Genomic DNA, 25,024 nt, shown 5'->3' on the forward strand with positions numbered 1-25,024 from the left:
TTTCAACCGATTGATACGTAACTTTATCATTGTTCGCCAATTCTACGCGAGCACCTCATCCATTCTTTCTAGAAAAGATTTTTTGTTTACAAGCAAAAAGGCCTTCCTTATTGGGAAGGCCTTTTTTCGTATAGTTTGAACATTAATAGATACACAAACCCACTCGCTATTGCGAGAAGACCGAGCACACCAAATGTCCAAGAAAAACCAAACCAAGCAGTCATCGGAATGGAGATTGGTGCAATCATACGACCGATGGTATAACGCATACTCGCAGCCGCAAAATATTGGCCACGCATATCTTCAGGCGCTAGTTTTGATATGAAGCTTTGCTGTAGACCCACAACCATCAACTCCGCAAACGTGAAGATCGCCATTGCTACAACAAATATCCAAAACCATGATGTTAACGGGAATAACCACATCGCTAGGCCGTAGAAAACAGCTGAGGCAAAGAAAACCCATTTCTCTGGAAATTTCGTCATCCATCTTGTCACAACCACAGTTAGTAACGCAACGAACAATCCATTTTCAGCGAGCAAGAGACCAAAAGAAGTTTCGCCAGTGACAAACCACTCTTTATCAAATAACGTCGCAACGGTTTGACTATCAATTGTTTCTTTCAAGTAAATCGGTATTAGTAAATCTAATTGCATAAAGGTTTGGGCACCTAAAATTCCAGCAATGATGAATAATAAGAATAGGCGATCTTTGAAGATTAACCCGTATTCTTTAAACTGCTTTGAAATAGCCCCAACCCAACCTATCGCTGTTTGAGTCTGCCATTTGTCTACCATAGCTTGTGCTAACGTTTCTCTTGTTAACAATTTCAATACTAAGCCAAGCAGCATCGAAATGACCGTAACGACAAGCAATAATTCAAATCGGTACGAAAAGAAAAGTACCGCACCAAATAATGGACCTACTACTACTGCAATGTTTAAAGTCGTATAAAAAATAGCAAAGACATCACTACGGTATTTTTCCGGTACGACATCTGCAATCATGGCCTGACTTGCAGGCCAGTATAGCGAGCCGCACATTCCTGCAAGTGTAAACGCGATAAACCCTAGCTCAGGAGACTGCATCCACGGTGAATTCGCAAAGGCAAACAGTAAAAACGAAAACCCTTGTGCGACAGATGCTACGATAAGCATACGCTTACGCCCGAAACGGTCTGCGCAATATCCACCGACTAAGTTTGCTGCTACTGAAAAAACTTGCGAAATTACGAGTAATAACCCGGCAGTTCCTTTACCGAACTCTTCAGCAAAATAAATCGCTAAAAACGGGAATACCATCCAATAACTTGTATTCATGAAAAATTCGCCTATTAAACGAACCTTTAAACTTCGATCCCAGTCCCTAAATCTCATTTCTAGTACCCCGCGTTCTTCTCTATGTCACATCTGCTTTTTTACAGAAGCGCTACTCGATTATTTCTAATAATTTATAGCTAATGCAAATATCGATCATTAAGTCTTTTCTTTCTTTAGCAAATTGAATGGAAATCCGCTCTTTGTCTCGTTCAACAATTTCGCCCGCACCAAAAACGCGATGACGAACATGAACACCTTCACGCAAAACCTCTTCAGTGTGAATCGCATTTGGGTTATCTGGTACTTTTACTTTAATAGGGGTTTTAGCTACACTACTTTGCGTGGTAGCTAGTCTTTTTTCAGGAACAATTAACTTGCGTACTTCTTCAACAAAGCGTGATTCATTGCCATGACTAATGAGCTCTAAATGCGTTTTTGCTCTCGTCATGCCTACATAAAATAATCGACGTGCTTCTTCTAATAAATCAGGTGTTTCTGCATCTTCTTCAGTTGGTATAACGCCTTCTACCAAATCAATCATATAAACTCGTTCAAATTCCAAGCCTTTTGAGCTATGGAAAGTTGATAAGGTCAGCATATCGTCAGTTTTTTCTTTTTTGGCTTGCTGAGTTACTTGTTCTAATTGCTTAAGCCGCTTCGCAAACGCCATCATTGAGTCAAGCGGTTCCGCGATTTGTTCTAGTGTGGTGAGGATTTGTGCTAAGTACGTCATTTTCATACCAAACTTCTCAGCACGGCTAGCGAGCATTTGGTCGTAACCCATTTCCCCTCGAATCGTTCGAATCACTTTTAATGGTTTCATGTCATTTAATGCTTCAAACCATTTTTTTTGCTCGGCCAAAATTTTAAGTTGATAGTCTTTTAACGTGATCGTTAAGTTGATGTCATCAAAAGCATGCTCGCCTGTCGATTTCATTCGACTTAGCATTTTCAGTTGGCTACCTGACCAATACGCATTGGTTTTAGAAGCGATTTTCGAATAAATATCAATGCGTTCCGGCTTTAAGCTAAAACGCATAAAATTCAGCATGTCTTCTACAATCCAATGCGAGAAAAAGCGATTATCCGAATCTTTCATATAAAATGGAATACCTAAACGTTCAAGTTCACTCATTAACAAAGTCGAAGATGAATTATTGCGATACAAAATAGCCACATCACCATAGTCCGTCAATTCCTTGAGTTCTTTCAGCACATATTTGAATTGCGCTTCTTCTGAACTTAAGCGTTTTAAAACAATCGGATCGCCTTCTCCTTGTTTGGTGAACATGTTCTTATCGTGACGCTTTTTGTTGGTTTTAATAAACGCATTCGCAGTATGAACAATGTTCTGAGAAGAACGGTAATTGCGCTCCATTTTCATAATATAAGCATCTGGATAAACCGTTCTGAACTTCAATAAATACGTAGGTTCAGCTGCTCTCCAGGTGTATATCGATTGATCGTCATCTGCTACGACACATAAGTTTTTATGGCGCGCTACTAACTTTTCCACAATGGCATGCTGAATTTGTGACGTATCTTGACTTTCATCTGTCATGACGTAATCCCAGCGTCCTTGAAATTTCGCTAACAAGCTTTTATCTTTTTCTAATGCTTCGTAAGCAAGTGACAACATATCGTCAAAATCTACTAACCTTACCTCATAGTTTTCTTTAAAAGCTTCATAGGTTTTTAGTATTTCAATCGCTCCAGGAAAAGGCTCTTTTAGTTTAGCCCATTGCTTTCTTGGTAACATTTTATTCTTTACATAACTAATGAACGAAATCAATTCTTCTAATTGATCGTCTGTAATCGGCTCATCGTTTTCTGTTCGGTACATTTCACGAAGCAACTTTTTTTTGTGAAGACCATTTGCTTCATTACCTTCAATCATGATGTAACGCGAACCTGAAAAATAATCACGAGTGATTTGAAAAGCTAGGCTATGAATAGTTGAAAAATCAATTGGTTGTAGTGATGGAAAAAAGCGCTTGTAACGTTCGAGCATATCGTTGGCTGAAGCTTTACTGAACGTAATCGCTTTAATCCGCGAAGGTGATACCCCTTTTTCCTCGATTAAATAACCAATCCGCATGATCATCGTAGTTGTTTTTCCAGATCCAGGGCACGCGAGTAGCAATAACGGACCTTCTGTTCGCTCGACTGCTGTTCGTTGTATTTTATTTAATTGAACTCCAAGTTCCTGTTTTTTGCGTTCAAAGAATTGACTCATCATAAGAGACTCCTTCATTTTTTCAATACCCCTATATTAACACAAAACCGGACCCTTTTTATGGGTCCGGTTTTGGTGAATTTGTCTTTACTTGTAGTTATAAGTCTTTCCTTTGTCTCGCTAATCCTATGTCTCGAAATCACTTTTACTTTGCAGAAAGAATTTCACAAACTCGTCCCACTTGTCCATCTTCTAAACGCACTTTAATGCCATGCGGGTGAGTTGCTGAGTTTGTCAGTAGATCCTTTACAATCCCTTTTGTTTTCTTACCTGAACGCTGATCTTGCTTTAAAATCACATTTACTTCAATACCGGGTTTCACGTCACTTCTTTTTTTACCGTCCATGCTTATCCCTCCTAGCTTTCTTCTACTATACGCTATTCTTTCTAGACCGACAAAAAAAGGCGGGGAATCATCCCCGCCTTTCACACTCTTTTCTATTAGAAACGGTCACGATCTGTGCGCTCTTCACGGTTCAATTTGTTATCTTTAAAATTAGTATCGTCATCGATATCTGCTTCCTCATGACGAACTGTCTCATTGATTGTTTCTGTATCCTGTACTTTGCGTTTTCCAACGACAACTTCTTCAGCTATTACATCTTTTTTCGTAACTTCTACATGCTCTTCTGACACGGGAATGTGAATGTCTTGGCCTTCTTGATAAGCATCTCCTGTTAATGTAGACTCTTTATCAAAAGAATTCCCAACTGTTTCTTCATTTACTGGACGACGTTCAATATAAACTTCTTCGCGTTCTACCGGTACTTCGATTGACTGGTTTTCTTCAACAACGTGTTTCCCAACATTAACTTCACCTGTTTGTACACGTTCTTTATCAACGCTTAAGCGCTCTTCATGTAATTGAATTTTTTCTTCTTCTGTGTGATGATTTGTATCTTTATTTTCAAAACGATTTGTATCTGTAAATCTATCTTCTGTGCGTTCAGATTCAAGACCAAATGCTGTTCCTGATTCGTTTCCAACACCTGCTGTTTCAGTAGTTTCTCGGCTAAAAGTATCGTGTTTCTTATTATAGTAGACGTCATTCTCATCATTAGTATCTACTGTTAGACCATCTCTACCTACAGCTTCATTGTCCATATGATTTCTGTCTAATCGGCTACCAGTTAGACTAGCGGCACCCATTGTCCCTGCTTCTGTGCTTGTCGATGTGTTATCGTAAGGCGCTTCCCCTTCATAGTTTGCACCGTATTCACGGTCTACAAACAATAGAATTTTACCGTTTTGCACTTCATTGTAATAGCGATCGGCTTCGTCTTTGTCTACACCCATACCTGAAAATGCTTCACGTGTGGAATCATCGCCTGATAAGAAGCCCATGAATTTATCCATCCAATTTCCTTCAGCTGATTTATAATCTACGTCTGTTCGTCCTCGAAGCATCGAGATTTGATCTTCATCACGTGCCATTACATACATATCATCTTCACGAGAACCTTGTGCTTTCAATTCTTCGATTTTGTTTAATACTTCTGTCTCACTGTCGAATGTACCCATAAATTTATTGTTAGTCATTTCCTATTCCTCCATTTTTTTGTTTTCTATGCTTGCTTAATCTAAAAAATACCCAATGCGCATTTTCTTAAACCTTTTGGAATGGACATGTGTTTTATAAATTTTTATTCGATTGTTCGGCCCCAGTGCCGGTGTGCGGCAATAGCTTCAATGAATAAGTTAGCAAAATTAGACGCATCTTCTGTTGCCACAACCCCCGGTTGTCCTTTAATGCCAGCTGTTTGTAGCCATTTCTGTCCATCATGAGTAGCACCGATTGGCTTGTAATGATCGAATGCTTCTCCGATATAACGTGAAGCTTCTTTGGCAAATTTCTTACTTACATCGGGTCCACCTACTGCGTAAATCGCATCGTAAAGCACTGGATCTGTCGTCGTAAATGTATGATCGACTTCAAGTTCTTTCCCGTCTTTACCACTTAATTTACTTTGGGTTTCGCTAACGACTTCGTAATTTACGCCTTTGCTTTCAAATTCTTCGAGAATCTTCATCACTTCTACATCATTAAAATCTTGACCAACCAATACACCCACTTTACGAGTAGCTGCTGATTTCACAGTGTTTTCCATGCTTAATGCAGGCGAAGTTTTAGTCACATCAGAACCCCAACTCGTCGGTGGTGCTACTCCAATATTTTTAGCAACAGCCTGAGCCATTTCTAAATTAACATTGGCAAACATTTCAACAGCCCCTTCACGAATCCACATTTCTTGGCATTTTCCAAGTTCAAAACTAAATGCCTCAATAATATGTTCGCGCTCTGGTTTGGTCATGCTGTTCCAAAACATCGTCGCTTGTGAGAAATGATCTTTAAAGCTTTCGCTACGAGCACGTACTTTACGACCTTCCATTTTTTCTTGGTAATGTGAATACCCACCTTCAGCCTCACTTACAGGAGCAGGCGTGCTGTTCGTAAATGAACTTTTTTGGTAAGCAACCCGTCCTTTGTTAATCGTTTGGCGACCAAATCCGTCCCGTTGGTTGTTGTGAAACGGACATACAGGTCGGTTGATTGGCAACTCATGGAAATTGGGTCCATTCAAACGTAACAATTGCGTGTCCGTGTAAGAAAACAGACGTCCTTGAAGCAATGGATCGTTTGAAAAATCGATTCCTGGTACGACATGCCCGGGGTGGAAGGCAACTTGTTCTGTTTCCGCAAATACATTGTCGACATTGCGATTTAATGTCATTTTGCCAACGATTTGAATTGGAATTTCTTCTTGTGGCCATAACTTAGTTGCATCTAATAGATCAAAATCAAATTTGTGCTCATCTTCTTCTGCAACAATTTGAACGCCTAATTCCCACTCAGGAAAATCTCCTTGTTCGATGGACTCGTACAAATCACGGCGATTAAAATCAGCATCTTTTCCAGCAATCTTTTGCGCTTCGTCCCAAACAAGCGAATGGGTACCGAGTGTCGATTTCCAGTTAAATTTCACAAAATGCGATTTACCTTCTGCATTAACGAAACGGAAAGCATGTACACCAAATCCATCCATCATTCGGAAACTGCGTGGAATTGCTCGATCGGACATCAACCACATAATCGTGTGTGCAGTTTCTTGATTATTAATAACAAAATCCCATAATGTATCGTGAGCACTCGCAGCTTGTGGCATTTCGTTATGCGGCTCTGGTTTTACCGCATGAACAAAGTCAGGGAACTTTATGGCATCTTGGATAAAAAAGACCGGCACATTATTGCCGACTAAATCATAATTTCCTTCTTCTGTATAAAATTTAGTCGCAAACCCTCTAATATCTCTTACCGTCTCAGCAGATCCTTTTGATCCTGCGACAGTTGAAAACCGGACAAATACAGGGGTCTTTTTTCCTTTTTCTGATAAAAATTTCGCTTTTGTTAAATGCTCTAAAGAGTCATAAGTTTCAAATACACCATGTGCAGCATATCCTCTTGCATGTACAATTCGTTCTGGAATTCGTTCATGGTCAAAATGGGTCATTTTTTCTCGGAAATGAAAATCTTCCATCAAAGTCGGACCGCGTTCACCAGCTTTTAATGAAAATTCATCTTCAGCCATTTTAAGCCCTTGATTGGTTGTCAAACTTTTTCCAGAATCATCTACACGATACTGTTCCAACTGTTCGTCTTTGCTGTTTTCATTTACATTAGGTTCTTTCGCCATTTTGCCACTCCTTCTGTTTTTTATTCATTTTTCTTTTACCCTGTCTTCATTTAAAAAACACGTTTTTCTCATTTTTTTCAAAAAAAAAAAAACCTCGCAAGCTGATAAAAGCCTACGAGGTTAGATTAAAAGATGCTTAAATCCCATTCTTTCGAAATTTGCCGCAGCATCATTGTGCCTGCTGCACTGTTTCCTTGTACATCAATCGCTGGACCATATACGCCAATCCCGGCTCCTGCACGAAACTCATACGTTTGGGAGTGGAGCTTTGGTGGAACAGCTGCCATGATTCCACCAGATACACCACTTTTCGCTGGAATTCCAACATGTGCTGCAAAATTCCCTGATGAGTTGTACATGCCACAAGTTACCATTAATACTTTTGCTACTTGCGCAATTTCATCAGAAAAATGCTTTACTTTTGTAATCGGATTATATCCATCATATGCAATGATCAACCCAATTAACGCCAAATCTTTCGTGCTTACTTTTATCGCACATTGACGAATATAAATATCAAGCGCTTCTTCTACTTCAATTTCCAGGAATTTAGCCTCTTTCAAGTAATAAGCTAAAGCTCGGTTACGGTGTGAAGATGCCCATTCAGAATCGTATACTTCCTTATCAAGTTCAAGAGGGTGGCCCACTAGATTTTCTAGAAAATGCAGAAGAAATTCATATTTTTTTTGGCTAGTTTGCCCTGGTAATAACGCTGAAATGGTTATAGCTCCTGCATTGATAAAGGGGTTAAATGGTTTGTTGGGGCGATGAATTTCAAATGGAACGATTGAATTAAATGCTTCGCCAGTTGGCTCTACATCGACACGCTCCAACACAAAATCCAAACCATAATTACAACTCAATGCAATAAACGTCAATGCTTTTGAAATACTCTGTAACGTAAACTCTTTATCAGTATCCCCTGCGCAATAATAATTTCCATTGTCATCAAGCATACAAATTCCAAGCTGACTCGGGTCTTCTTTTCCAAGTGCAGGTATATATTGAGCGGTAGTTCCTAATATGGCATGGCCTCTATTTCCTTCCACCCAGGCTTCTAATTGTTCTTGAATCCGCGAGTTAGTTTGCATGACACCCCTCCTAAGTTTTCTTTTCCTTATCATGAATGAAAAGTGCTATCTTTGTCAAAAGCTCGTATGAAACAACAAAACCTCCCCTATCACTTAGGGAAGGTTTCTTTTATAACTTGTCGTACCATTCTTTTGCCGCTTCTACTTCAGGCATTGTTAGTTGATGTCCAAAATCTTCCCAGTGCAATTGAACTTTTGCACCAGCTCCTGCTAGTAGTTTTTCCAGGTCGGTTGATTCTTCTGCAGGACATATTGGGTCGTTCGTGCCGGCCGTAATAAATACTGGAATGTTTGTTAAATCAGGTAAATCAGTATCCCGATTTGGAACCATTGGATGGTGCAAAATTGCTCCTTTTAATGAATCTGAATATGTGAACAACAAATTAGCAGCGATATTCGCACCATTCGAGTATCCAATTGCAATCACATTATTACGATCAAAATCATATTCTTTAGCAGCTTGTCCGATGTATTCATACAGCTCCCCTGTACGCATCTTCAAATCTTCCATATCAAAAACGCCTTCTGATAACCGCTTGAAAAAGCGGGACATCCCATTTTCTGATACGTTTCCGCGAACGCTCAGCACAGAAGCCTCGGGATCAATATGGGCAGCGATTGCTAACAAATCTGTTTCGTTTCCACCTGTTCCATGTAGCATAAGAAAAGTAGGTTTTGCTGAATTCGTCCCTTTTTGAAAAAGATGTTTCATTCGTCAATTACCTCCAAATTTCGTTTTTTGTTTAATTCCCTATTTAATCTCCCATAAACTTATCTCGAATTAAAGATAATACTAACACATATCTTTTTCGCTTCCAATAAAAAAGGACCACAGCACCTAAGCCATGATCCTTTTGCGCTTATTATGCCTCTGTTTTCAACATATCTTGTAGATTTTCTTTAGAGAATAAATAGTTTTCATTGCAGAAATGGCATTGTGCTTCTGCTTTACCATCTGTCACAATCATATCTTCGATTTCCGCTGCTCCAAGTCCTTGGATTGCATTCGAAATACGATCTCTTGAACATTGACATTGAAACTTAACCGGTATTTCGTCTAATACTTTAACATTACCTGCGCCTAATACTTCGGCTAAAATATCTTCAGGTGTCAATCCTTGGCGTACCATATTCGAAATCGTCGGAATCACTTTTAGACGAGCTTCAATGTCTTCAATGATACTTTCTTCCGTGCCAGGCAATAATTGAATGATAAATCCACCCGAAGCTTGAATCGTATTATCCGGATTCACAATAACACCTACGCCCACAGAAGACGGTATTTGTTCAGATGTCGTAATATAATGCGTAAAATCATCACCTAATTCACCTGACACTATAGGAACTTGTCCAACAAACGGTTGTAGCAATCCAATGTCTTTTGAAACCGCTAAAGTTCCTTCTGTACCAACTGCTCTTCTAACATCTAATTTGCCCTGTTCATTTAAATCAAAGTGAGTTAACGGATTGCTTACATATCCTCGAACTTCCCCTTTAGCATTCGCATCTACTAAAATGGTGCCGATAGGGCCACCCCCATTTATACGGATGGTTAATTTTTCTTCGCCTTTCATCATCGCGCCTAACATGACGCTTGCTGTCATTGATCTGCCTAATGCCGCAGAGGCAGTTGGCCATGTGTAATGGCGTCGTTGCGCTTCGGCAACTGTTTCTGTTGTACGTGCGGCGTAAGCGCGCACTTGTCCATCATAAGCTAAAGCTCTTACTAAATAATCGTTCATATCGTTCTTCCCTTCTCTATTTGAGCTTCCTATGTTTAGATTGCTTGTTTTTTCATTCGTACTTTGTCAGGTGTAACATCATCCCCAAGTGGGTCAATGACTTTCATGCTCGTAACAGTCGACTCAACTTGTCCACGAATTGCGCGTAAATAATCTTCGCGTAATACTTGGCGCTCTACTGTTTCGGCATTTGTCAGTCCTTCTTGACGTGCTTTATGTGCTAATTGGTTAATACGCGGTAAAATATCTATCATCCTAATTCCTCTTTTCTGTTAAGTGACTAGTTTTTGTTCTAGCCAATCGGCTAATTCGGTCGCTTTCTTTTGAAATCTCTGTTCTTTCATCTTTTGTGAAAGAGATTCGATTGTTTCTTGTTCCATACGAGAGCGCCATGCGCTTTCAGCTTCTACCATTAACTCTGTCAATAAACAGCAACGTTCAGGTTCTTCGAGTTCCAATAAATCACTCAATACCCCGCTCGATGAATAAAGCGATTGCTGACCTTCAATGGCCACATATATATCAAATACATTAATATCTTCTGGTTTTTTTTTAAGTTTAAATCCGCCTTTGACTCCTGGTACAGATGTGATCAAGCCTGCACTGACCAGTTTTCTTAATAATTTCTGAAAATATGTTGGAGAAGTTCCTAACTGCTGACTAATTGCTTCACCTGGAAGAACTGCTTTCTCCGGAAGCATATTCAATAACAACACTGCATATACCGATTGCTCTACACCTGGTTTCATATGCACCCAAATCACCCTCTTTCAATTACGGACAATAACTATCCTCGTTATCTACAATATACCATCTCGAATTAAAAGTAAATACCTTTGCTTACAGAGATGACAAAAAGAATAGTTACTCATTTTTTGTATGCATATAGGATTCTCCGCACCCAGTGGACGCTTTCCGCGGACTCAGCGCTGAGCCTCCTCGTCGCAAGCTCCTGCGGGGTCTCAGCCCTTCGTTTTTCCGCAGGAGTCGCCACTTGCATGCGCGTCAACTTAAGCTGTTTCTTAAAGCTATATTTCCGAGTAAGTGAAAATTTCACACCTTTTCTATCCTTCGTTCAAAAGAGGTTTTATCTTTTTTCGAACGGGGGATAGTATGACTAATAACGCTGAACTTGAGGGCGCGACAAATAAACATTCTCATTTCCCCAAATTTTGAGTGTCTATCTGTCTTTTAGGCCTATAGCCAGTTGATCGGACCGGGTTTCCAGACTTTCTTCCGACCAATGGCGTTCAGGGTTAGCTCGATTTTTTGATGGATACATTGCCAATCCGTTCCGTCACGGATGCGCCAATGCATCCCTATTTTTTTGGAAATTTCGTGGATGGCAATCTGTTCGCTTAACACAAAATGCCGCTCTTTCCAGAAACGGACCCGTAATTGATAGGCAACCAACGTACTGAGAAGTAAAAGGATCAATTCTGCATAGATATGACATTCCCAACGAGCTTGTTTCATGCGGCGAAACTGATCCAGTTTCAGGTTGCTCTTCCAGGAGCGAAAGAGGAGTTCGATTTGCCAACGATACCGGTAGAGCGCAACGATTTCTTCTGTGGGAACCTTGTCTGGAAGGTTCGTCACTAACATGGATACGCCCACTAAATCTAGCGATTTTTGTTTAATGGTACCGTGTTTGGTCTGGTCACGGCGTTTCACTCGATAGGCTTGGCGTCGCTGTTCGGCCGCTGTCATTCGATAGAGCACGAGACGACAGGGCAACTTCTTATGCCTGCCCAGATAGACCCGTGGGTAATTGCGTATTTCTCCTGGGTGAAGTGTCTTCATTTCTTCTTTTATAAAAAGTTGCTCATATGCAGACCTTTCCACCATTTTTCCATTTGGGTGGTAGCGAGGCGTTGGATGGTCGATATAAAACATCGTATCGGTCCGGGCTCGGCTAACATAAAAAGCATGTTCCTCATTGATTTGTTCAAACGTGGTGTATTGATAATACCCAAGGTCTTGTAAAAACAAGTCCCCCTTCCGTATCGTGGCCAACCGCTCGCGACCAGCTGGACAATCTGCAGCTTTTGCGGGTTGAATCTTCACATACTGAAACTGACCGGTGAGGTAGTCAACTTCAACTTGAAATTTGACGCCTGCCCCCACCGAACTAGGATAGTCGCTCTGGCAATTAGACGAAAGCGCGACTGTTGTGCCATCCAGTATCCGGATGCGATTGAAGGGAAGCGTGGTTGCCAATTGAATGCCCGGTAGGGGCAAGCTTTTTTGGAGCTCAAACAAGGCAAAAAACACCTCTTGTAAAAAAAGAACCGTGTGTTCATTCAAACGCTTGTTCAATGCCTCTTTGGATAGCGGGACCTGATGAATAGCCAAGTCCGAACAGAGTTCGGATAAGGAATGGTCACTGAGAGTTCCGGGAGATGAAAACAGGAGCTTCATAAAAGAACTGACAGTCAACTTCCGTTTTCTCTGGACAAATTGAGTTGCTTTAGCGAGAGCTTCAAGGTTTCCTGGGTGATAGAAACTGGAACAATCGCGTCAGATGGTAAGTTGCATGGTTCCGTTTCATAAAAAAACGCCTCCTTTAATTGATGGTATTCTTCTTTACCATCAATTAAAGGAGGCTAATCACCTGATATTTCTTAAGTTGACGCGCATGGTCGCCACTTGGTGCTCCGAATCTTGGAGTGAGTAGTAAAGATCTTTTAATACTTTACTTTTATAGTTAAGCGTACTAAAGAATCTCACTTTGTTTATAGCGAGAAGCCTTCAATCGGGTTGGCCACGAAGCCTCCTGTGGGAGCAGCGCAGCGACGAAAGCTGAAGGCCCCGCAGAAATAGCATTGGCCGAAGCCTGCGAGGACAAGCTTTTGCGACGAAGCTAGCGCAGCGATGCAGAAGCATGGGTTTTCAGTGACGAGGAGACTGAAGCTGAGCCCACGGAAAGCGAAGTGGCCAGCCCGGTTGAAGAGTATGCATCACTATTCAGTTTAATAAGACTTTGTCTACAGTCTGAAGAAAAAGCCATCCGATGACGGATGGCTTTTTCTTCAGGACTATTCATATATTCACTGTATTGGTTTACACAATACCCGATACTGCACCGTAAACGAGCGCCATTAAAATAACGAGTGCCGGATGTACTTTTCTAATTTCCAATAACCAATAGCTGAGAACAACTAATACAATCGTTTGTATCGTGCCGGAGCTATCGATAGAGGTCATAAAAAACTGAAGTGTCATTGCACCAAGTAATACTGCAATAACCGGGCGAACCAGTTTGGTGATGTTTTTTACTTTTGGGGAATCCTTGTATTTTAAAAGCGTCACCATTAATAACACCATTAAAATAAGAGACGGCGCTACGGAGGCAAATAAAGCTACACTTGCTCCAAGTATTCCACCTTCTGCATAACCGATATAGCCTGCCATTTTGGTCGCAATTGGACCTGGCAAAGCATTTCCTAACGCAAGCACTTCTCCAAATTCTTGCGTTGTCATCCAGCTGTAACGATCCACCACTTCTTTTTCTACAAGCGGAATCGAAGCCGGTCCACCTCCGTACCCCAATATACCTGGAATAAAAAATGCTAAAAAGAGGTACCAGTAAATCATTTAGATCTGCCTCCTTTTTTGAAGGTAGTTAACGAAACGATTAAGATTCCTAAAATGACAATCGCTGGATGAATATTTAATAATTCTAGTAAGACAACAGCAATCGCTGTAAACGCTATGGCGCGACCCATACCTAAAGACTTGCCTGACTTCTGGAAAAAGTCCCATGTCATAATAGCAAGCATAACTCCTACAACTGGTACTACAGCCGCAGACATGCTATTGACCCATTCGAGATTTTTATATTTTTGTAAAATACCCAATAAGATAATCATTAAGATAACCGTAGGAACAACTGTAGCAATAAGTGCAACAATACAGCCAATCACACCGTTCACACGATAACCAATATAACCTGCCATTTTAGTGGCAATAGGTCCTGGCATTGTATTTCCTAAAGCTAAAGTATCTCCGAATTCATCTTCTGTCATCCATTTATAATTGACAACGGCTTCACGGTGAAAAAGCGGAATCGCAGCAGGTCCACCGCCAAATCCAAGAAGACCCACACGGAAAAATGCTAAAAACAAGTCTTTATTGATTTTCAGCTTAGAACTTCCCATTTGCTCTTCCCCCACTTTCTTGAGGCCTACCAAACAGCCACCGAACCATCCGTACGCGATTCAGTGCCTCCGGCTAAAACACCCGTCTCAGGATTGCGCCAAATAATTTGACCTCGCCCAAAACTTCCACCATCTGTCGCTACTTGAATTTGATGACCTTTTCGAGTTAACGCCTGTGCTAAATAATTCGGGAAATCCGGCTCCACTAGAACCGTTTTCCCTTCAATCCATTGCCATCTCGGAGCGTCAAGCGCAGCTTGTGGATTCATTAAATAATCGATGGTGTTAGTAACCACTTGGAAATGCCCTTGTGGCTGCATATAACCACCCATAACACCAAATGGTCCAACAGCTTTACCGTCTTTTGTTAGGAATCCTGGAATAATCGTATGGAATGTTCGTTTTCCTCCAGCTAATACATTGGGATGCTCTGAATCTAATGAAAAGTCCGCTCCACGATTTTGCAGACCAATGCCGGTTCCTGGAATGACAATTCCTGAACCAAAGCCCATGTAATTGCTTTGAATATAAGAAATCATATTGCCTTCTTCATCTGCTGCTGATAAATAAACAGTTCCGCCTTTTGGCAATTCATATGGTTCTGGGTCAGATGCAATTTCCCCAATGGTCTTGGCACGCGCTGCGGCGTATTCTTCTGAGAGCAAGTGCTCTGTGCTGACAGGCATGTTTTCTGGTTCTGTAATAAACGCTTTGCCATCTGTAAACGCGAGTTTCATCGCTTCAATTTGCTCATGATACGTTTCCGCAGATTGCCATTTAGGTTGGTTGAGTTCTTTGAAAATGTTTAAGGCCATTAATGCGACCATGCCTTGTCCGTTCGGTGGAATCTCCCAAACTTTATAGCCTCGGTAATCGGTTGAAACCGGCTCTACCCATTGTGGTTCAAATGCCTCTAAATCTTCTTTTGCTAAAAATCCTTCGTGTTTTTTCATAAAGCGATCAATTTTATCTGCAATGGCACCTTCATAAAAAGAACGTGCATCGGTTTGTCCGATTTCAATTAATGTTTTAGCATGACCAGGAGAAGACCACATCTCACCAATTTCAGGTGCTCGACCATTTGGTGCAAATGTATCAAACCACCCTTGATATTCTTCACTTGTAAATGAATCTTTGTATTTGGCATAAGCTGCTTGCCAATACTTCCCGAGAACTGGTGTTAACGGATAGCCTTCCTCGGCATAACGAATCGCAGGCTTCAAGGCTTCTGCAAGTGATAACTTACCGAATTTCTTCGATAGCTCAGCCCAAGCAGCTGGCACTCCTGGAACTGTCACTGGTACTAATCCGTGTGTTGGCATTTTTTCAAAGCCAAGCGCTTTAACTGCTTCTGGAGAAATACTTTTTGGCGCAGGACCAGAGCTGTTCAAGCCGTGCAGCTTGTCCTTGACCCATACTAAAGCAAACGCATCTCCGCCAATGCCGTTTGAAGTAGGTTCAACTACGGTTAATGCCGCAGCAGTGGCAATCGCCGCATCAATGGCGTTCCCGCCATTTTGCATCACTTCAATCCCAGCTTGTGCTGCTAATGGTTGCGACGTCGCCACCATTCCTTTTTTTGAAAATACGGTTTGCCTTTGTGCTGCAAACGGGTTGTGCAAATAATCCATTACAATTCCTCCTGTCAGTATAAAAGCCGAATGCGGAAAAGCTTCCGCATTCGGCTTTTTCGTTATCCGGCAAAATGGCAAGCTGCAAAATGATCTTTTTCGTGTTCGATAAATGCGGGTCGATCCACTTTGCAAATCTCTTGTGCGATAGGGCATCTCGTATGAAAAGCACAGCCCGAAGGCGGATTTGCAGGATTTGGCATATCTCCAACTAAACGTACACGTTCTTTCTTAGCATTCACTGTCGGTCTCGGGATCGCAGACAATAATGCTTGCGTATAAGGATGAAGCGGTTTGTTGAAAATTTCAGAAACCGTACTCATCTCTACAGTATTCCCTAAATACATTACGAGTACACGGTCACAAAAATAGCGTACCACGCCCAAATCATGTGAGATAAATAAATACGAAAGATTATACTTTTCCTGCAATGTCTTCAACAGTTTTAAAATTTGTGCTTGAACCGAAACATCTAACGCAGATACAGCTTCGTCACAAATAATAAACTGAGGATTTAACGCGATTGCCCGCGCAATTCCAATTCGTTGACGTTGACCACCGCTAAATTCATGTGGATAGCGATCATAATGTTCAGGTTTCAAGCCCACTTCTTTTAGTAAGTCTTCTACCGAATCTCTTCTTTCTTTTAACGACATATCCGTATGCATTTTAAAAACTTCATCTAACGCATGTCCCACCCGTTGCCTCGGATTTAAAGATGCATAAGGATCCTGGAAAATCATTTGCATTTCTTTAACAAACTTCTTCTTCTCTTTTCGTTTTAAATCTTGAATTTCCTGCTCATTAAAATAAATTTTTCCATCCGTCAATTCTTCGAGCCCTAAAATCGTTCTGCCAAGCGTAGATTTACCACACCCTGATTCTCCAACTACTCCAAGACTCTCCCCTTTATAGAGCTTTAAAGAAACAGATTCCACTGCTTTCACATTTCCAGTAACTCGTTTTAACAAGCCACCTTTAATTGGAAAGTATTTTTTTACGCTATTTAACTCTAAGAGTATATCAGACTTTAAGGGTGATTTTTCTTGGATTGTTGTCAACCGTTTCAGCCTCCTTATCAGCTAGCCAGCAGCTCGCATAATGCCCTTTTCCTGCACGAAATTCTGGAGGAACGTCTGTTTTGCATTTATCCATTGCAAACTTGCAGCGTGGATGGAAGCGACAGCCGGATATCTCATCATTTAGACCAGGCATATTTCCAGGAATCGGTTCTAACTCAAATTCGGGATCGTCTACATTTGGTACAGAATTTAACAACCCAATTGTATAGGGATGTTGAGGATTCTCAAAAATTTCACGCACAGGTCCCTCTTCAATTTTTTTACCTGCATACATGACCATAACTCGGTCGGCTACTTCTGCGACAACGCCCATGTCATGCGTAATCATCAAAACACCCATATCCAATTTGTCTTTTAAATCTTTGATCAAGTCTAAAATTTGAGCTTGAATTGTCACGTCTAAAGCAGTTGTGGGTTCATCCGCTATTAACAAGCTCGGGTGGCAAGCAAGTGCCATAGCAATCATGACACGTTGCCTCATTCCTCCACTTAACTCGTGGGGATATTGGTTTAACCGTTTATCAGGATTGGGAATACCTACTTGCCTAAGCAATTCAATGCTTTGTATACTCGCTTCTTTTTTAGATAATTTATGATGTAAAAGCAAAGGTTCCCGCAATTGATAACCGATGGTCAGTACCGGATTCAAAGCAGTCATAGGTTCCTGAAAAATCATCGACATCTTATTACCTCGAATGCGTCGCATTTTCTCAGGTGAAAGCTTTTGAAGAGACTCTCCATTTAATAAAATCTCTCCATTTTCAATCGAACCATTAGAAGGAAGGAGTCTCATTACAGATAAAGAAGTGATACTTTTTCCACAACCTGATTCTCCAACGATACACAAAGTTTCTCCTTTATCTACATGAAAAGAGACATCTCTCACCGCTTGCAATGAACCTTCTCCTGTACGAAAAGAGGTTACTAGATTTTTCACTTCAAGTAATGTCTCTGCCATACTTTCCCTACTCTCTTGTTACATTTTGTAAGAACCATTGGCCATTCGGATCTAGTTCAAGACCTTTAATCGATTTATCTGTAGCTGCCGTCACGACGCCGTGATACATCACAACGACCGCATCTTCATCTAACATCAATTGGTTCGCTTGATCTAAATATTTTTTACGTTCATCTTGGTCTACGGTTGTACGTGATGCTTCAACCAGTTTGTCAAACTCCGGATTGCTGTATTGCGCTCGGTTTGAAGCTCCTACATTATCTGAGTGGAAATTAGGGTAAAGCATCTCAGAGCCGTCGCTTGTTACGTTAGACCAGCTTAAGAAAGTTAAGTCATATTCTCCCGCTCTTGCTGTATCAAGGAATGTTGCCCATTCCATTGTTTCAATTTCCACATTAAATCCAGCTTCTGTTAATTGTGCTTGAACGATTTCTGCCATAAGAATAAAATTATCTCGGTTAGCCGCTAGTAATTTGATTGGCTCGTCACCAAACCCATTTTCTTCTACCAATTGCTTAGCTGCTTCTGGATCGTATGCAGTTCCTGCTTCGTCAGCTGACTCATCGTAACCGAAAACTTGAGGCCCGAGAACGCTGTTACTTCTTACGCCGAGTCCATTTAATTTTTCAACAAAGGCATCCCGGTTGATTGCGCTTGCTACCGCTTTTCGGAAATCTGGATTTTCGTTACGTTCTTGTGAGTGGTTAAATGTTAGGTAGTATACAGGTGTACCATCTTTTTTCGTTACTTCAATATTTTCTAATGATTCCACACGTGATAGTTGTTCCGAAGGCAACGCATCAATGAAGTTTACTTCACCCGTTTGCAACATAGAAATTGCCGTTGACACTTCAGGAACAACTTTATACGTCACTTTATCAAGTGTTGGTGCACCATCCCAATAGTCTTCATTTTTCACTAATACTACTTGATCACCTTGGCTCCAGCTTTCAAATTTAAATGGTCCTGTACCTACTGGATTTTGCATCAAATCTTGTGCTTCGTCAGCTGTTGGGGAAATGATTGCCGCATTTGAATGAGACAAAGCTGCCAACAAAGGTCCGTATGGGTATTTTGTTTTTATTTCGACTGTTGTTTCATCAACTGCCGTTACTGTATCAATTGGTTCTAGTAACGATGCACGCGGTGCTGCAGTCGCTGGGTCAATTAGTTTTTCAAATGTGTATTTTACTGCTTCTGCATTGAAAGGCGTGCCATCTTGAAATTCGATTCCTTCTTTCAACTTAATCACCCATGTGAGTTCATCAGGGTTTTCATAGGATTCTGCAAGTTTTGGTTCAATCTCCATTGTTTCTGGATTACGCTCAAATAAGTTTTCATAGATCTGAGACATGACACTTGAAGACACTGAATCATTCGTCATGGTTGGAGACAATCCTACAGCGTCTGTTGTCGAAGCATAAATAATTCCTTGGTCTCCTGCTTCAGAAGAACTGGAACTTCCTCCGCTTTCTGTCCCTTCAGGAATTGTACTTTCCGAACACGCTCCTAAGATAAGCAAGCCAAGCAACGTTAATAAAAACAACCATTTTTTATTCATTTAAAAATCCCCCTATATGTTTTATTGTTGTAAATCCATATTCGGATCAAGCGCATCTCGAAGTCCATCTCCGAGTACGTTAAAAGCAAAAACCGTCAACATAATTGCAATTCCGGGAACGATCGTCAAATGTGGTGAAGACCACATGAAATCTTGTCCCTGTGAAATCATTGCTCCCCATTCAGGAGTGGGCGGCTGAGCACCGAGCCCTAAATAACTGAGAGCAGCTGTCGATAAGATTGCTGTCGCCATTCGCATAGTAGCGAATACGATAATCGGTGCCGAAACGTTTGGTAAAATGTGTCGAACCATGATGCGCAAATCAGATGCACCCATTGATCGCATGGCCATGATGTATTCCTTTTCTTTTATAGACAAAACAGACCCTCTTACAATTCGAGCACATGTCGGAATGGACCAAATGCTGATAGCGATTGCTACATTTACTAAGCTCGTGCCAAGAATCGCTATGATTAACATAGCGAGCAAGATGCCTGGGAACGAAAACAGCAAGTCCACAAAACGCATAATAATGGCATCTAATTTACGATAATAGCCTGCCAGCATTCCTAAAATAATTCCTCCCACAAGCCCTAACGTAACAGCTACACTCCCTACAACAAGGGAAATCCTTGCACCGTAAACGATTCGACTCCAAACATCACGTCCGTAATTGTCTGTTCCCAACCAATGCCCTTCACTAAAAACTGGCATTTCACTATTCGCCAAGTTTTGCCTGATTGGATCATGAATCGTAATAAAAGGCGCAAATATCGCAATTAAAATTTGAAGAATTACAATCACTAGTCCAATAACGGCTAACTTGTTCTTAAACAAACGTTTGAGCGTCGTCACATAATATTTTTCCCTTTTCTTCGGCTTTAGCTCGAGTGTTTCGGCTGTTGTCATTAGCTTCTCCTCCTCTCTATTCATACTTGATGCGTGGATCTATGTACGTATAAACGATATCCACGATTAAATTGACTAGTACAAATAACGTGGCAACAAGTAAGACTGAACCTTGTACCATTGGAAAGTCTCGAGCAGCAATAGCATCAATCATTAATCGGCCAACGCCATTAATCGCAAATACTTTTTCTGTAATAATCGTGCCACCTAGTAATAGTCCGAAGTTCAAACCAATTACCGTAATGATCGGGATCATGGCATTTTTCAATGTATGAATCCAAATGACATTTTTTTCTTTCACACCTTTTGCACGCGCAGTTCGAACGTAATCAGCGCGAATTACTTCTAACATCGAGGAACGAGTCATTCGGGCAATCATAGCCGCTGATCCGGTTCCTAGCGTAATTGCCGGTAATATTAATTCTTTGATACCGTCAATTGTATAAAATGGATTCGACATCCCGCCTACAGGGAGCCATTGAAGGTTAACAGAGAACACTAAAATCAATAATGCCCCGAGCCAAAAATTCGGAATGGAAATCCCTGCAAGTGCAAACGTAGTTGCCGAGACATCTAAAAGCGAATTTTGTTTTAATGCCGAAACCAATCCTGTAATAACTCCAAGAATCACAGCAACTATCATACTGGCAATGGCTAACTTCAACGTATTAGGAAACCGGATCATAATGGCATCAGCAACTGGTTGACTAGTCTGGTATGAATAACCAAAGTCACCTTGTACAGCATTTCCTACGTACCTTGCATATTGTGTAAGGAAAGGATCATTTAACCCCAAATTGTCTCGAATCGCAGTAATATCTGATTCGGTCGCTGTTGGCCCTCCAATAACAGCCGCCGGGTCTCCCGGTGCGATATACATCGAAGAAAACACAAGAAAAGAAATCCCTACCAACAAGAATAGTAATTGCAAAGCTCGACGTATGATTAAAGATATCAACAATACACCCCCCTAAAATCATTTGTTAAGCATTTATTCATTTTAGCTTACCAAGTGATTATTTTTTGATAATTTTGATTATAGAGGATATATTTTAAAAAAGATACACTCTTTTTACAAAAGTATGAATTTTTCATCATTTCACTTACACAAAGTTCCATTTCCTCTATTCCGTCTAACTTTTTGTACATTTCAAACTACCACTAATTTATTTTCGATTATATTTACACAAAAAAATAAAAGCCCACAGCTTTTCAGCTGTAGACTTTTATAATTTCATCCCTGTACGGCTCTTGAAACGACGAAGTAGAATATGACTCTCTACTCTTGTAATGCCTTCTAGCGCATACATTTCTTCGTTAATAAATTTTTCAAGATCAATAAAATCATCAACCAGTACATGCATATGAAGTGTCGATGGTCCGGTCATTTGGTAGCAGCTGGCGACGCTTGGGTTATCAGCTAAAGCTTGAGCTACTTTTACCAGTGAAGCGGGCTCGCAATCTACTTCAAAAAAGCCAGATACTTTTTTCCCTACTTTTTCACTGTTAATGACTACTGTAAAACTTTCAATAACTCCTGCTTCAGTGAGTTGATGCACTCTTTCTCGAATGGCCACTCGCGACAAGTTAAGCTCCTTGCCAATATCCACATACGACATGCGACCATTCCCCGTTAATAATGCTAATATTTTTCGATCAATGTCATCTAGTTTCATAAATACACCTCAAGCTCTTATTTTATTAGTTTGTTTGTTAGTTATTCAAATAAAGTTGTGTACAGTATATTCCGGGAGCTACTTCAATCACACCCGTCTCTTGAAAACCGAACAGCTTGTACAGAGTAATCGCTGGCTGATTAGCTGAGCCAGTACTGACTTTAAAGTCATACGCACGATATTTTTTCAGCACTTCACTTAATAATTTCTTACCTATTCCTTTCCGAAAATGAGCGGGGTCGACTACTAGTCGGTGGATATCGATCATTCCTTCTTCTACTTTATACGATAGAACCCCTTGTAATTGCTCTTCGCTATACCCAATAAACAACTCCGTGCTGTTTTGGATTTCGCGAATCGTTTCATGAAGCTGCGGAATTCCAAAAAAACCCATAAGCTCTGCTTCTACACGGTAAGCAGCTTGTTGAATTTGCTGAATCTTTTCAGCCATTTGTTTATCTTGATGATTTAATACAGTAATCATAAATTGTTCACCCTTTACTAACTTTACCATGATGCCATTCTAGTCGTTAACAATAATTAGTTCTGAAGAAAACGAAATATCTCATCAAATCGATCTGTAGCATCTTGATAGCCTTGGTTGTAAAGAGTTTCTAATTTCACTGGGTTTCGCTCTAGCCCTTTAATCTTGTATAAATCTTTTGGCCGAATGACCATCGCTAAGCCTTCTCGTTCCATTTGCTCGATAAACTCCATTGTTTCATTATAATACAAATGCCGATTCTCCATAGTCTTTGCGATAGCCGGATATTGTCGAACAAATGCTGGCATAATTCCAGCAAATCGACTCCTTTTTTTACGATAGCCTTTTTCTCTCGTCAAAATAATAATAGGTTTGGTTACTCCATCTGATAATGCTTTTCGAATAGGCAGCGGATCGGCAATACTGCCATCCATTAAAAATCTCCCTTCGAATTCTACTGGTTGTGCCATTAATGGCAAGGAACTTGAAGCTCTAACAATCGTTAGCACATCTTCTGGACGTCTTTGTTTTTCAAAATAAAGTGCTTCACCTGTTAAACAATCTGTTACTCCTACAACAAACTCTTCTGTAGCGTTATGAAAGCGATCATAATCAAAGGGCACTAAGCTGTTTGGGATTTTATCAAAGATTAAGTCCATACCAAAAAGTTCACGCTTTGTTAGCAAATTTTTAACCGAAAGGTATTCTGGATGATTGACATAACCAATGGTAACTTCTCGATTCCGGCCATTTTGTCTAGAAATGTAAGAAGAGGCATGACAGGCTCCTGCTGAGACACCAATCACGTAGTCCACAAAAACACTTTCTTCCAATAGTTTTTCGAGAACACCGCCGGTATAGACACCTCGCATGCCACCGCCTTCTAGCACGAGTCCACTTTTCATGTTTCCCCCTCCTTCAGCTAGTTAGATACTCAACTCCTTCATTTCAACCAACTTTTCTATCAATTCTACCTTGTTGTTTTTTGGAGAATTTACTTCTTGAGAAACACGATATGCCTCCATATCTTTAGCTTGATAAGGTTTTAGTAATGCTTTCAATGTTTCAACATCTTCTACGCGCGGATCCAACCAAGTTTTTTCATCTGCTTTCGATAATATAACCGGCATCCTATCATGAATTGATTCCATCAATTTATTGGGAGCTGTCGTCAAAATAGAGCAGCTATTTACTATTTGGCCATCTGGGGCTTTCCATGATTCCCAGAGTGCCGCAAAAGCGAAAGGCTCTCCAGTCTTTAACTTAATGCGCATCGGGATTTTTTCGCCGTCTTTATGCTGCCATTCGTAAAAAGAATCGGCCACCACTAAACAGCGCTTCTTTTTAAAAGCTTTCCGAAAACTAGGCTTTTCCGCTACTGTTTCCGAGCGGGCATTGATCATTTTGTAACCAATTTTCGTATCTTTTGCCCACGGAGGGATTAATCCCCACCGTAGTTGACCTAACCGGTTTTTATCGCCATCATTTACAATCGCAACTACTTGTTGAGAAGGGGCAATATTATAACTTACGGCATATTCATCTTTACTTAGTGTTGCTTCTTCAATATTAAAACGCTCGATTAACACTGTGTAATCTGTAAACAATGAGTACCTTCCACACACCATAACCACTCCTTTCTCTAATTCGTTGTCACTATAAATATAACAGAAAATTCTTTCTTCTTCTTCGTTATTCCCTTTACCATCATTAGTGTTAAGAAATATCTTGTTTTCCGAAAGAAATCTTACCCTACTTATCAAACTCCGCTTCATTATCTTACTATTGTCCATTTTCTGTCTTTAATTGGTGAGATATACAGCTTTAAGCTTTTATATTCTCCGCACTCTAAATCTATGGAAAATTCGTTAAGGTCCCTTAAACGGCGAAATAGTGTTATAATAGAAGAACTACGATTTATATTAGGAGGAATCACATGGCTACTGCACGCGAAATGAGTCTCGTCAACAAGGATTTTCTGGTTGAAGAATTAGGGCTGAAACAACAAGGAAACTCAACAATTTTTACGAATGAAGATTGTTTTGTGTTATCCCCATCTGTTCAGCGATATGAAAAGGGATTTGACGTCAGTGAATTTAATTTGGCAAAGTTCGATCCAGAACGCCAACAAGGCTTTTTGATTGTACGGTACATGGATACCTTTTTAATGGCAAAATTGGAAAGCTTCACGAAAAAAATGATGCTTCCTGAATTACAAATTAAAAAGAAAAATACAAAACCTCACTGGAAATTCACTGTTGCTGAAAATCCTGCCTACCATATCGTTAACACACAAAACAAAGAATTGCGTTACCGTTTGCAAGAACCGACTAAAAAACAAATTCTTTCTTTTTTCAATAAGTTATAAAAAAAACCCGCTGCCTCTGCATGCGGGTTTTTTGTTGTTCGTTTTCCAAAAATTAGATGACCAATGGTAAAATAATAATTATTACAGACAACTTCACTCATAGTTGATTGTCGAT

Annotated in this window: 23 protein-coding genes and 1 pseudogene; 1 reads left to right on the plus strand and 23 read right to left on the minus strand. The window is 40.4% G+C overall.

Annotation, left to right across the window (positions count from 1 at the left end; translation table 11 throughout):
* Positions 1-107: 107 nt before the first annotated feature.
* The 23 genes and pseudogenes from BBI08_RS14270 to BBI08_RS14385 all read right to left on the minus strand — a co-directional run bounded on the left by BBI08_RS14270 (position 108) and on the right by BBI08_RS14385 (position 24,166).
* On the minus strand, positions 108-1,376 hold the full coding sequence (locus tag BBI08_RS14270; protein WP_040850537.1) for an MDR family MFS transporter: 1,269 nt from the start codon (positions 1,374-1,376) through the stop codon (positions 108-110).
* 52 nt (positions 1,377-1,428) lie between these two features.
* A complete protein-coding gene (locus BBI08_RS14275; protein WP_065528244.1) occupies positions 1,429-3,555 on the minus strand; it encodes an ATP-dependent helicase in 2,127 nt (708 codons plus the stop codon).
* Between the two features lie 145 nt (positions 3,556-3,700).
* Positions 3,701-3,901, minus strand: coding sequence for a YwbE family protein (locus BBI08_RS14280; protein WP_065528245.1), 201 nt, complete (start codon positions 3,899-3,901; stop codon positions 3,701-3,703).
* A 95-nt stretch (positions 3,902-3,996) separates the two neighbouring features.
* Complete coding sequence (locus tag BBI08_RS14285) at positions 3,997-5,094, minus strand: DUF2382 domain-containing protein (protein WP_008496755.1); 1,098 nt, start codon at positions 5,092-5,094, stop codon at positions 3,997-3,999.
* A gap of 104 nt (positions 5,095-5,198) precedes the next feature.
* On the minus strand, positions 5,199-7,247 hold the full coding sequence (locus BBI08_RS14290) for a catalase (protein WP_065528246.1): 2,049 nt from the start codon (positions 7,245-7,247) through the stop codon (positions 5,199-5,201).
* A 125-nt stretch (positions 7,248-7,372) separates the two neighbouring features.
* Positions 7,373-8,338, minus strand: a complete 966-nt coding sequence (gene glsA / locus BBI08_RS14295; protein WP_065528247.1) for a glutaminase A — start codon at positions 8,336-8,338, stop codon at positions 7,373-7,375.
* Positions 8,339-8,447: 109 nt separating this feature from the next.
* Positions 8,448-9,050 carry an alpha/beta hydrolase gene (locus BBI08_RS14300; RefSeq protein WP_008496754.1) on the minus strand — a complete coding sequence of 201 codons (603 nt, stop codon included), beginning with the start codon at positions 9,048-9,050 and terminating at the stop codon, positions 8,448-8,450.
* A 151-nt stretch (positions 9,051-9,201) separates the two neighbouring features.
* The gene (gene hslO, locus BBI08_RS14305) at positions 9,202-10,080 is read right to left on the minus strand and encodes an Hsp33 family molecular chaperone HslO (protein ID WP_065528248.1); all 879 of its coding nucleotides are present in this window, start codon (positions 10,078-10,080) and stop codon (positions 9,202-9,204) included.
* 35 nt (positions 10,081-10,115) lie between these two features.
* Positions 10,116-10,334: a DUF896 domain-containing protein gene (locus tag BBI08_RS14310; RefSeq protein ID WP_065528249.1), complete on the minus strand. Its 219-nt coding sequence runs from the start codon at positions 10,332-10,334 to the stop codon at positions 10,116-10,118.
* An 18-nt stretch (positions 10,335-10,352) separates the two neighbouring features.
* Positions 10,353-10,835 carry an RrF2 family transcriptional regulator gene (locus BBI08_RS14315; RefSeq protein ID WP_065528250.1) on the minus strand — a complete coding sequence of 161 codons (483 nt, stop codon included), beginning with the start codon at positions 10,833-10,835 and terminating at the stop codon, positions 10,353-10,355.
* Positions 10,836-11,277: 442 nt separating this feature from the next.
* A pseudogene (locus BBI08_RS14325) lies at positions 11,278-12,564 on the minus strand (IS4 family transposase); the annotation flags it as partial.
* Positions 12,565-13,143: 579 nt separating this feature from the next.
* A complete protein-coding gene (locus BBI08_RS14330) occupies positions 13,144-13,677 on the minus strand; it encodes a chromate transporter (protein ID WP_065528252.1) in 534 nt (177 codons plus the stop codon).
* Complete coding sequence (locus tag BBI08_RS14335; protein WP_040851002.1) at positions 13,674-14,240, minus strand: chromate transporter; 567 nt, start codon at positions 14,238-14,240, stop codon at positions 13,674-13,676. Before BBI08_RS14335 ends, BBI08_RS14330 begins: the two co-directional genes overlap by 4 nt.
* 26 nt (positions 14,241-14,266) lie before the next feature.
* Positions 14,267-15,871: a gamma-glutamyltransferase family protein gene (locus BBI08_RS14340; RefSeq protein WP_008498471.1), complete on the minus strand. Its 1,605-nt coding sequence runs from the start codon at positions 15,869-15,871 to the stop codon at positions 14,267-14,269.
* Between the two features lie 62 nt (positions 15,872-15,933).
* Positions 15,934-16,932: an ABC transporter ATP-binding protein gene (locus BBI08_RS14345; RefSeq protein ID WP_008498470.1), complete on the minus strand. Its 999-nt coding sequence runs from the start codon at positions 16,930-16,932 to the stop codon at positions 15,934-15,936.
* Complete coding sequence (locus tag BBI08_RS14350; protein ID WP_008498469.1) at positions 16,895-17,911, minus strand: ABC transporter ATP-binding protein; 1,017 nt, start codon at positions 17,909-17,911, stop codon at positions 16,895-16,897. The genes BBI08_RS14345 and BBI08_RS14350 overlap by 38 nt, the downstream gene beginning before the upstream one ends.
* Before the next feature lie 7 nt (positions 17,912-17,918).
* Positions 17,919-19,472 carry a glutathione ABC transporter substrate-binding protein gene (locus tag BBI08_RS14355; RefSeq protein ID WP_065528253.1) on the minus strand — a complete coding sequence of 518 codons (1,554 nt, stop codon included), beginning with the start codon at positions 19,470-19,472 and terminating at the stop codon, positions 17,919-17,921.
* A 21-nt stretch (positions 19,473-19,493) separates the two neighbouring features.
* A complete protein-coding gene (locus BBI08_RS14360; RefSeq protein ID WP_008498464.1) occupies positions 19,494-20,381 on the minus strand; it encodes an ABC transporter permease in 888 nt (295 codons plus the stop codon).
* 16 nt (positions 20,382-20,397) lie between these two features.
* Complete coding sequence (locus tag BBI08_RS14365; RefSeq protein WP_040851001.1) at positions 20,398-21,339, minus strand: ABC transporter permease; 942 nt, start codon at positions 21,337-21,339, stop codon at positions 20,398-20,400.
* 268 nt (positions 21,340-21,607) lie between these two features.
* A complete protein-coding gene (locus tag BBI08_RS14370; protein WP_008498462.1) occupies positions 21,608-22,057 on the minus strand; it encodes an Lrp/AsnC family transcriptional regulator in 450 nt (149 codons plus the stop codon).
* A 37-nt stretch (positions 22,058-22,094) separates the two neighbouring features.
* Positions 22,095-22,541: a GNAT family N-acetyltransferase gene (locus BBI08_RS14375; protein ID WP_008498461.1), complete on the minus strand. Its 447-nt coding sequence runs from the start codon at positions 22,539-22,541 to the stop codon at positions 22,095-22,097.
* Between the two features lie 56 nt (positions 22,542-22,597).
* Positions 22,598-23,446 (minus strand): patatin-like phospholipase family protein, encoded by an 849-nt coding sequence (locus BBI08_RS14380; RefSeq protein ID WP_008498460.1) that lies wholly within the window; start codon positions 23,444-23,446, stop codon positions 22,598-22,600.
* A gap of 21 nt (positions 23,447-23,467) precedes the next feature.
* Positions 23,468-24,166 (minus strand): SOS response-associated peptidase, encoded by a 699-nt coding sequence (locus tag BBI08_RS14385; protein ID WP_040851000.1) that lies wholly within the window; start codon positions 24,164-24,166, stop codon positions 23,468-23,470.
* A gap of 311 nt (positions 24,167-24,477) precedes the next feature.
* On the opposite strand from BBI08_RS14385, the gene BBI08_RS14390 reads away from it, so the two are divergent.
* Positions 24,478-24,909, plus strand: a complete 432-nt coding sequence (locus tag BBI08_RS14390) for a hypothetical protein (RefSeq protein ID WP_008498457.1) — start codon at positions 24,478-24,480, stop codon at positions 24,907-24,909.
* Positions 24,910-25,024 lie beyond the last annotated feature (115 nt).

This window comes from Planococcus halocryophilus (assembly GCF_001687585.2).
Classification (GTDB): Bacteria; Bacillota; Bacilli; order Bacillales_A; family Planococcaceae; genus Planococcus; species Planococcus halocryophilus.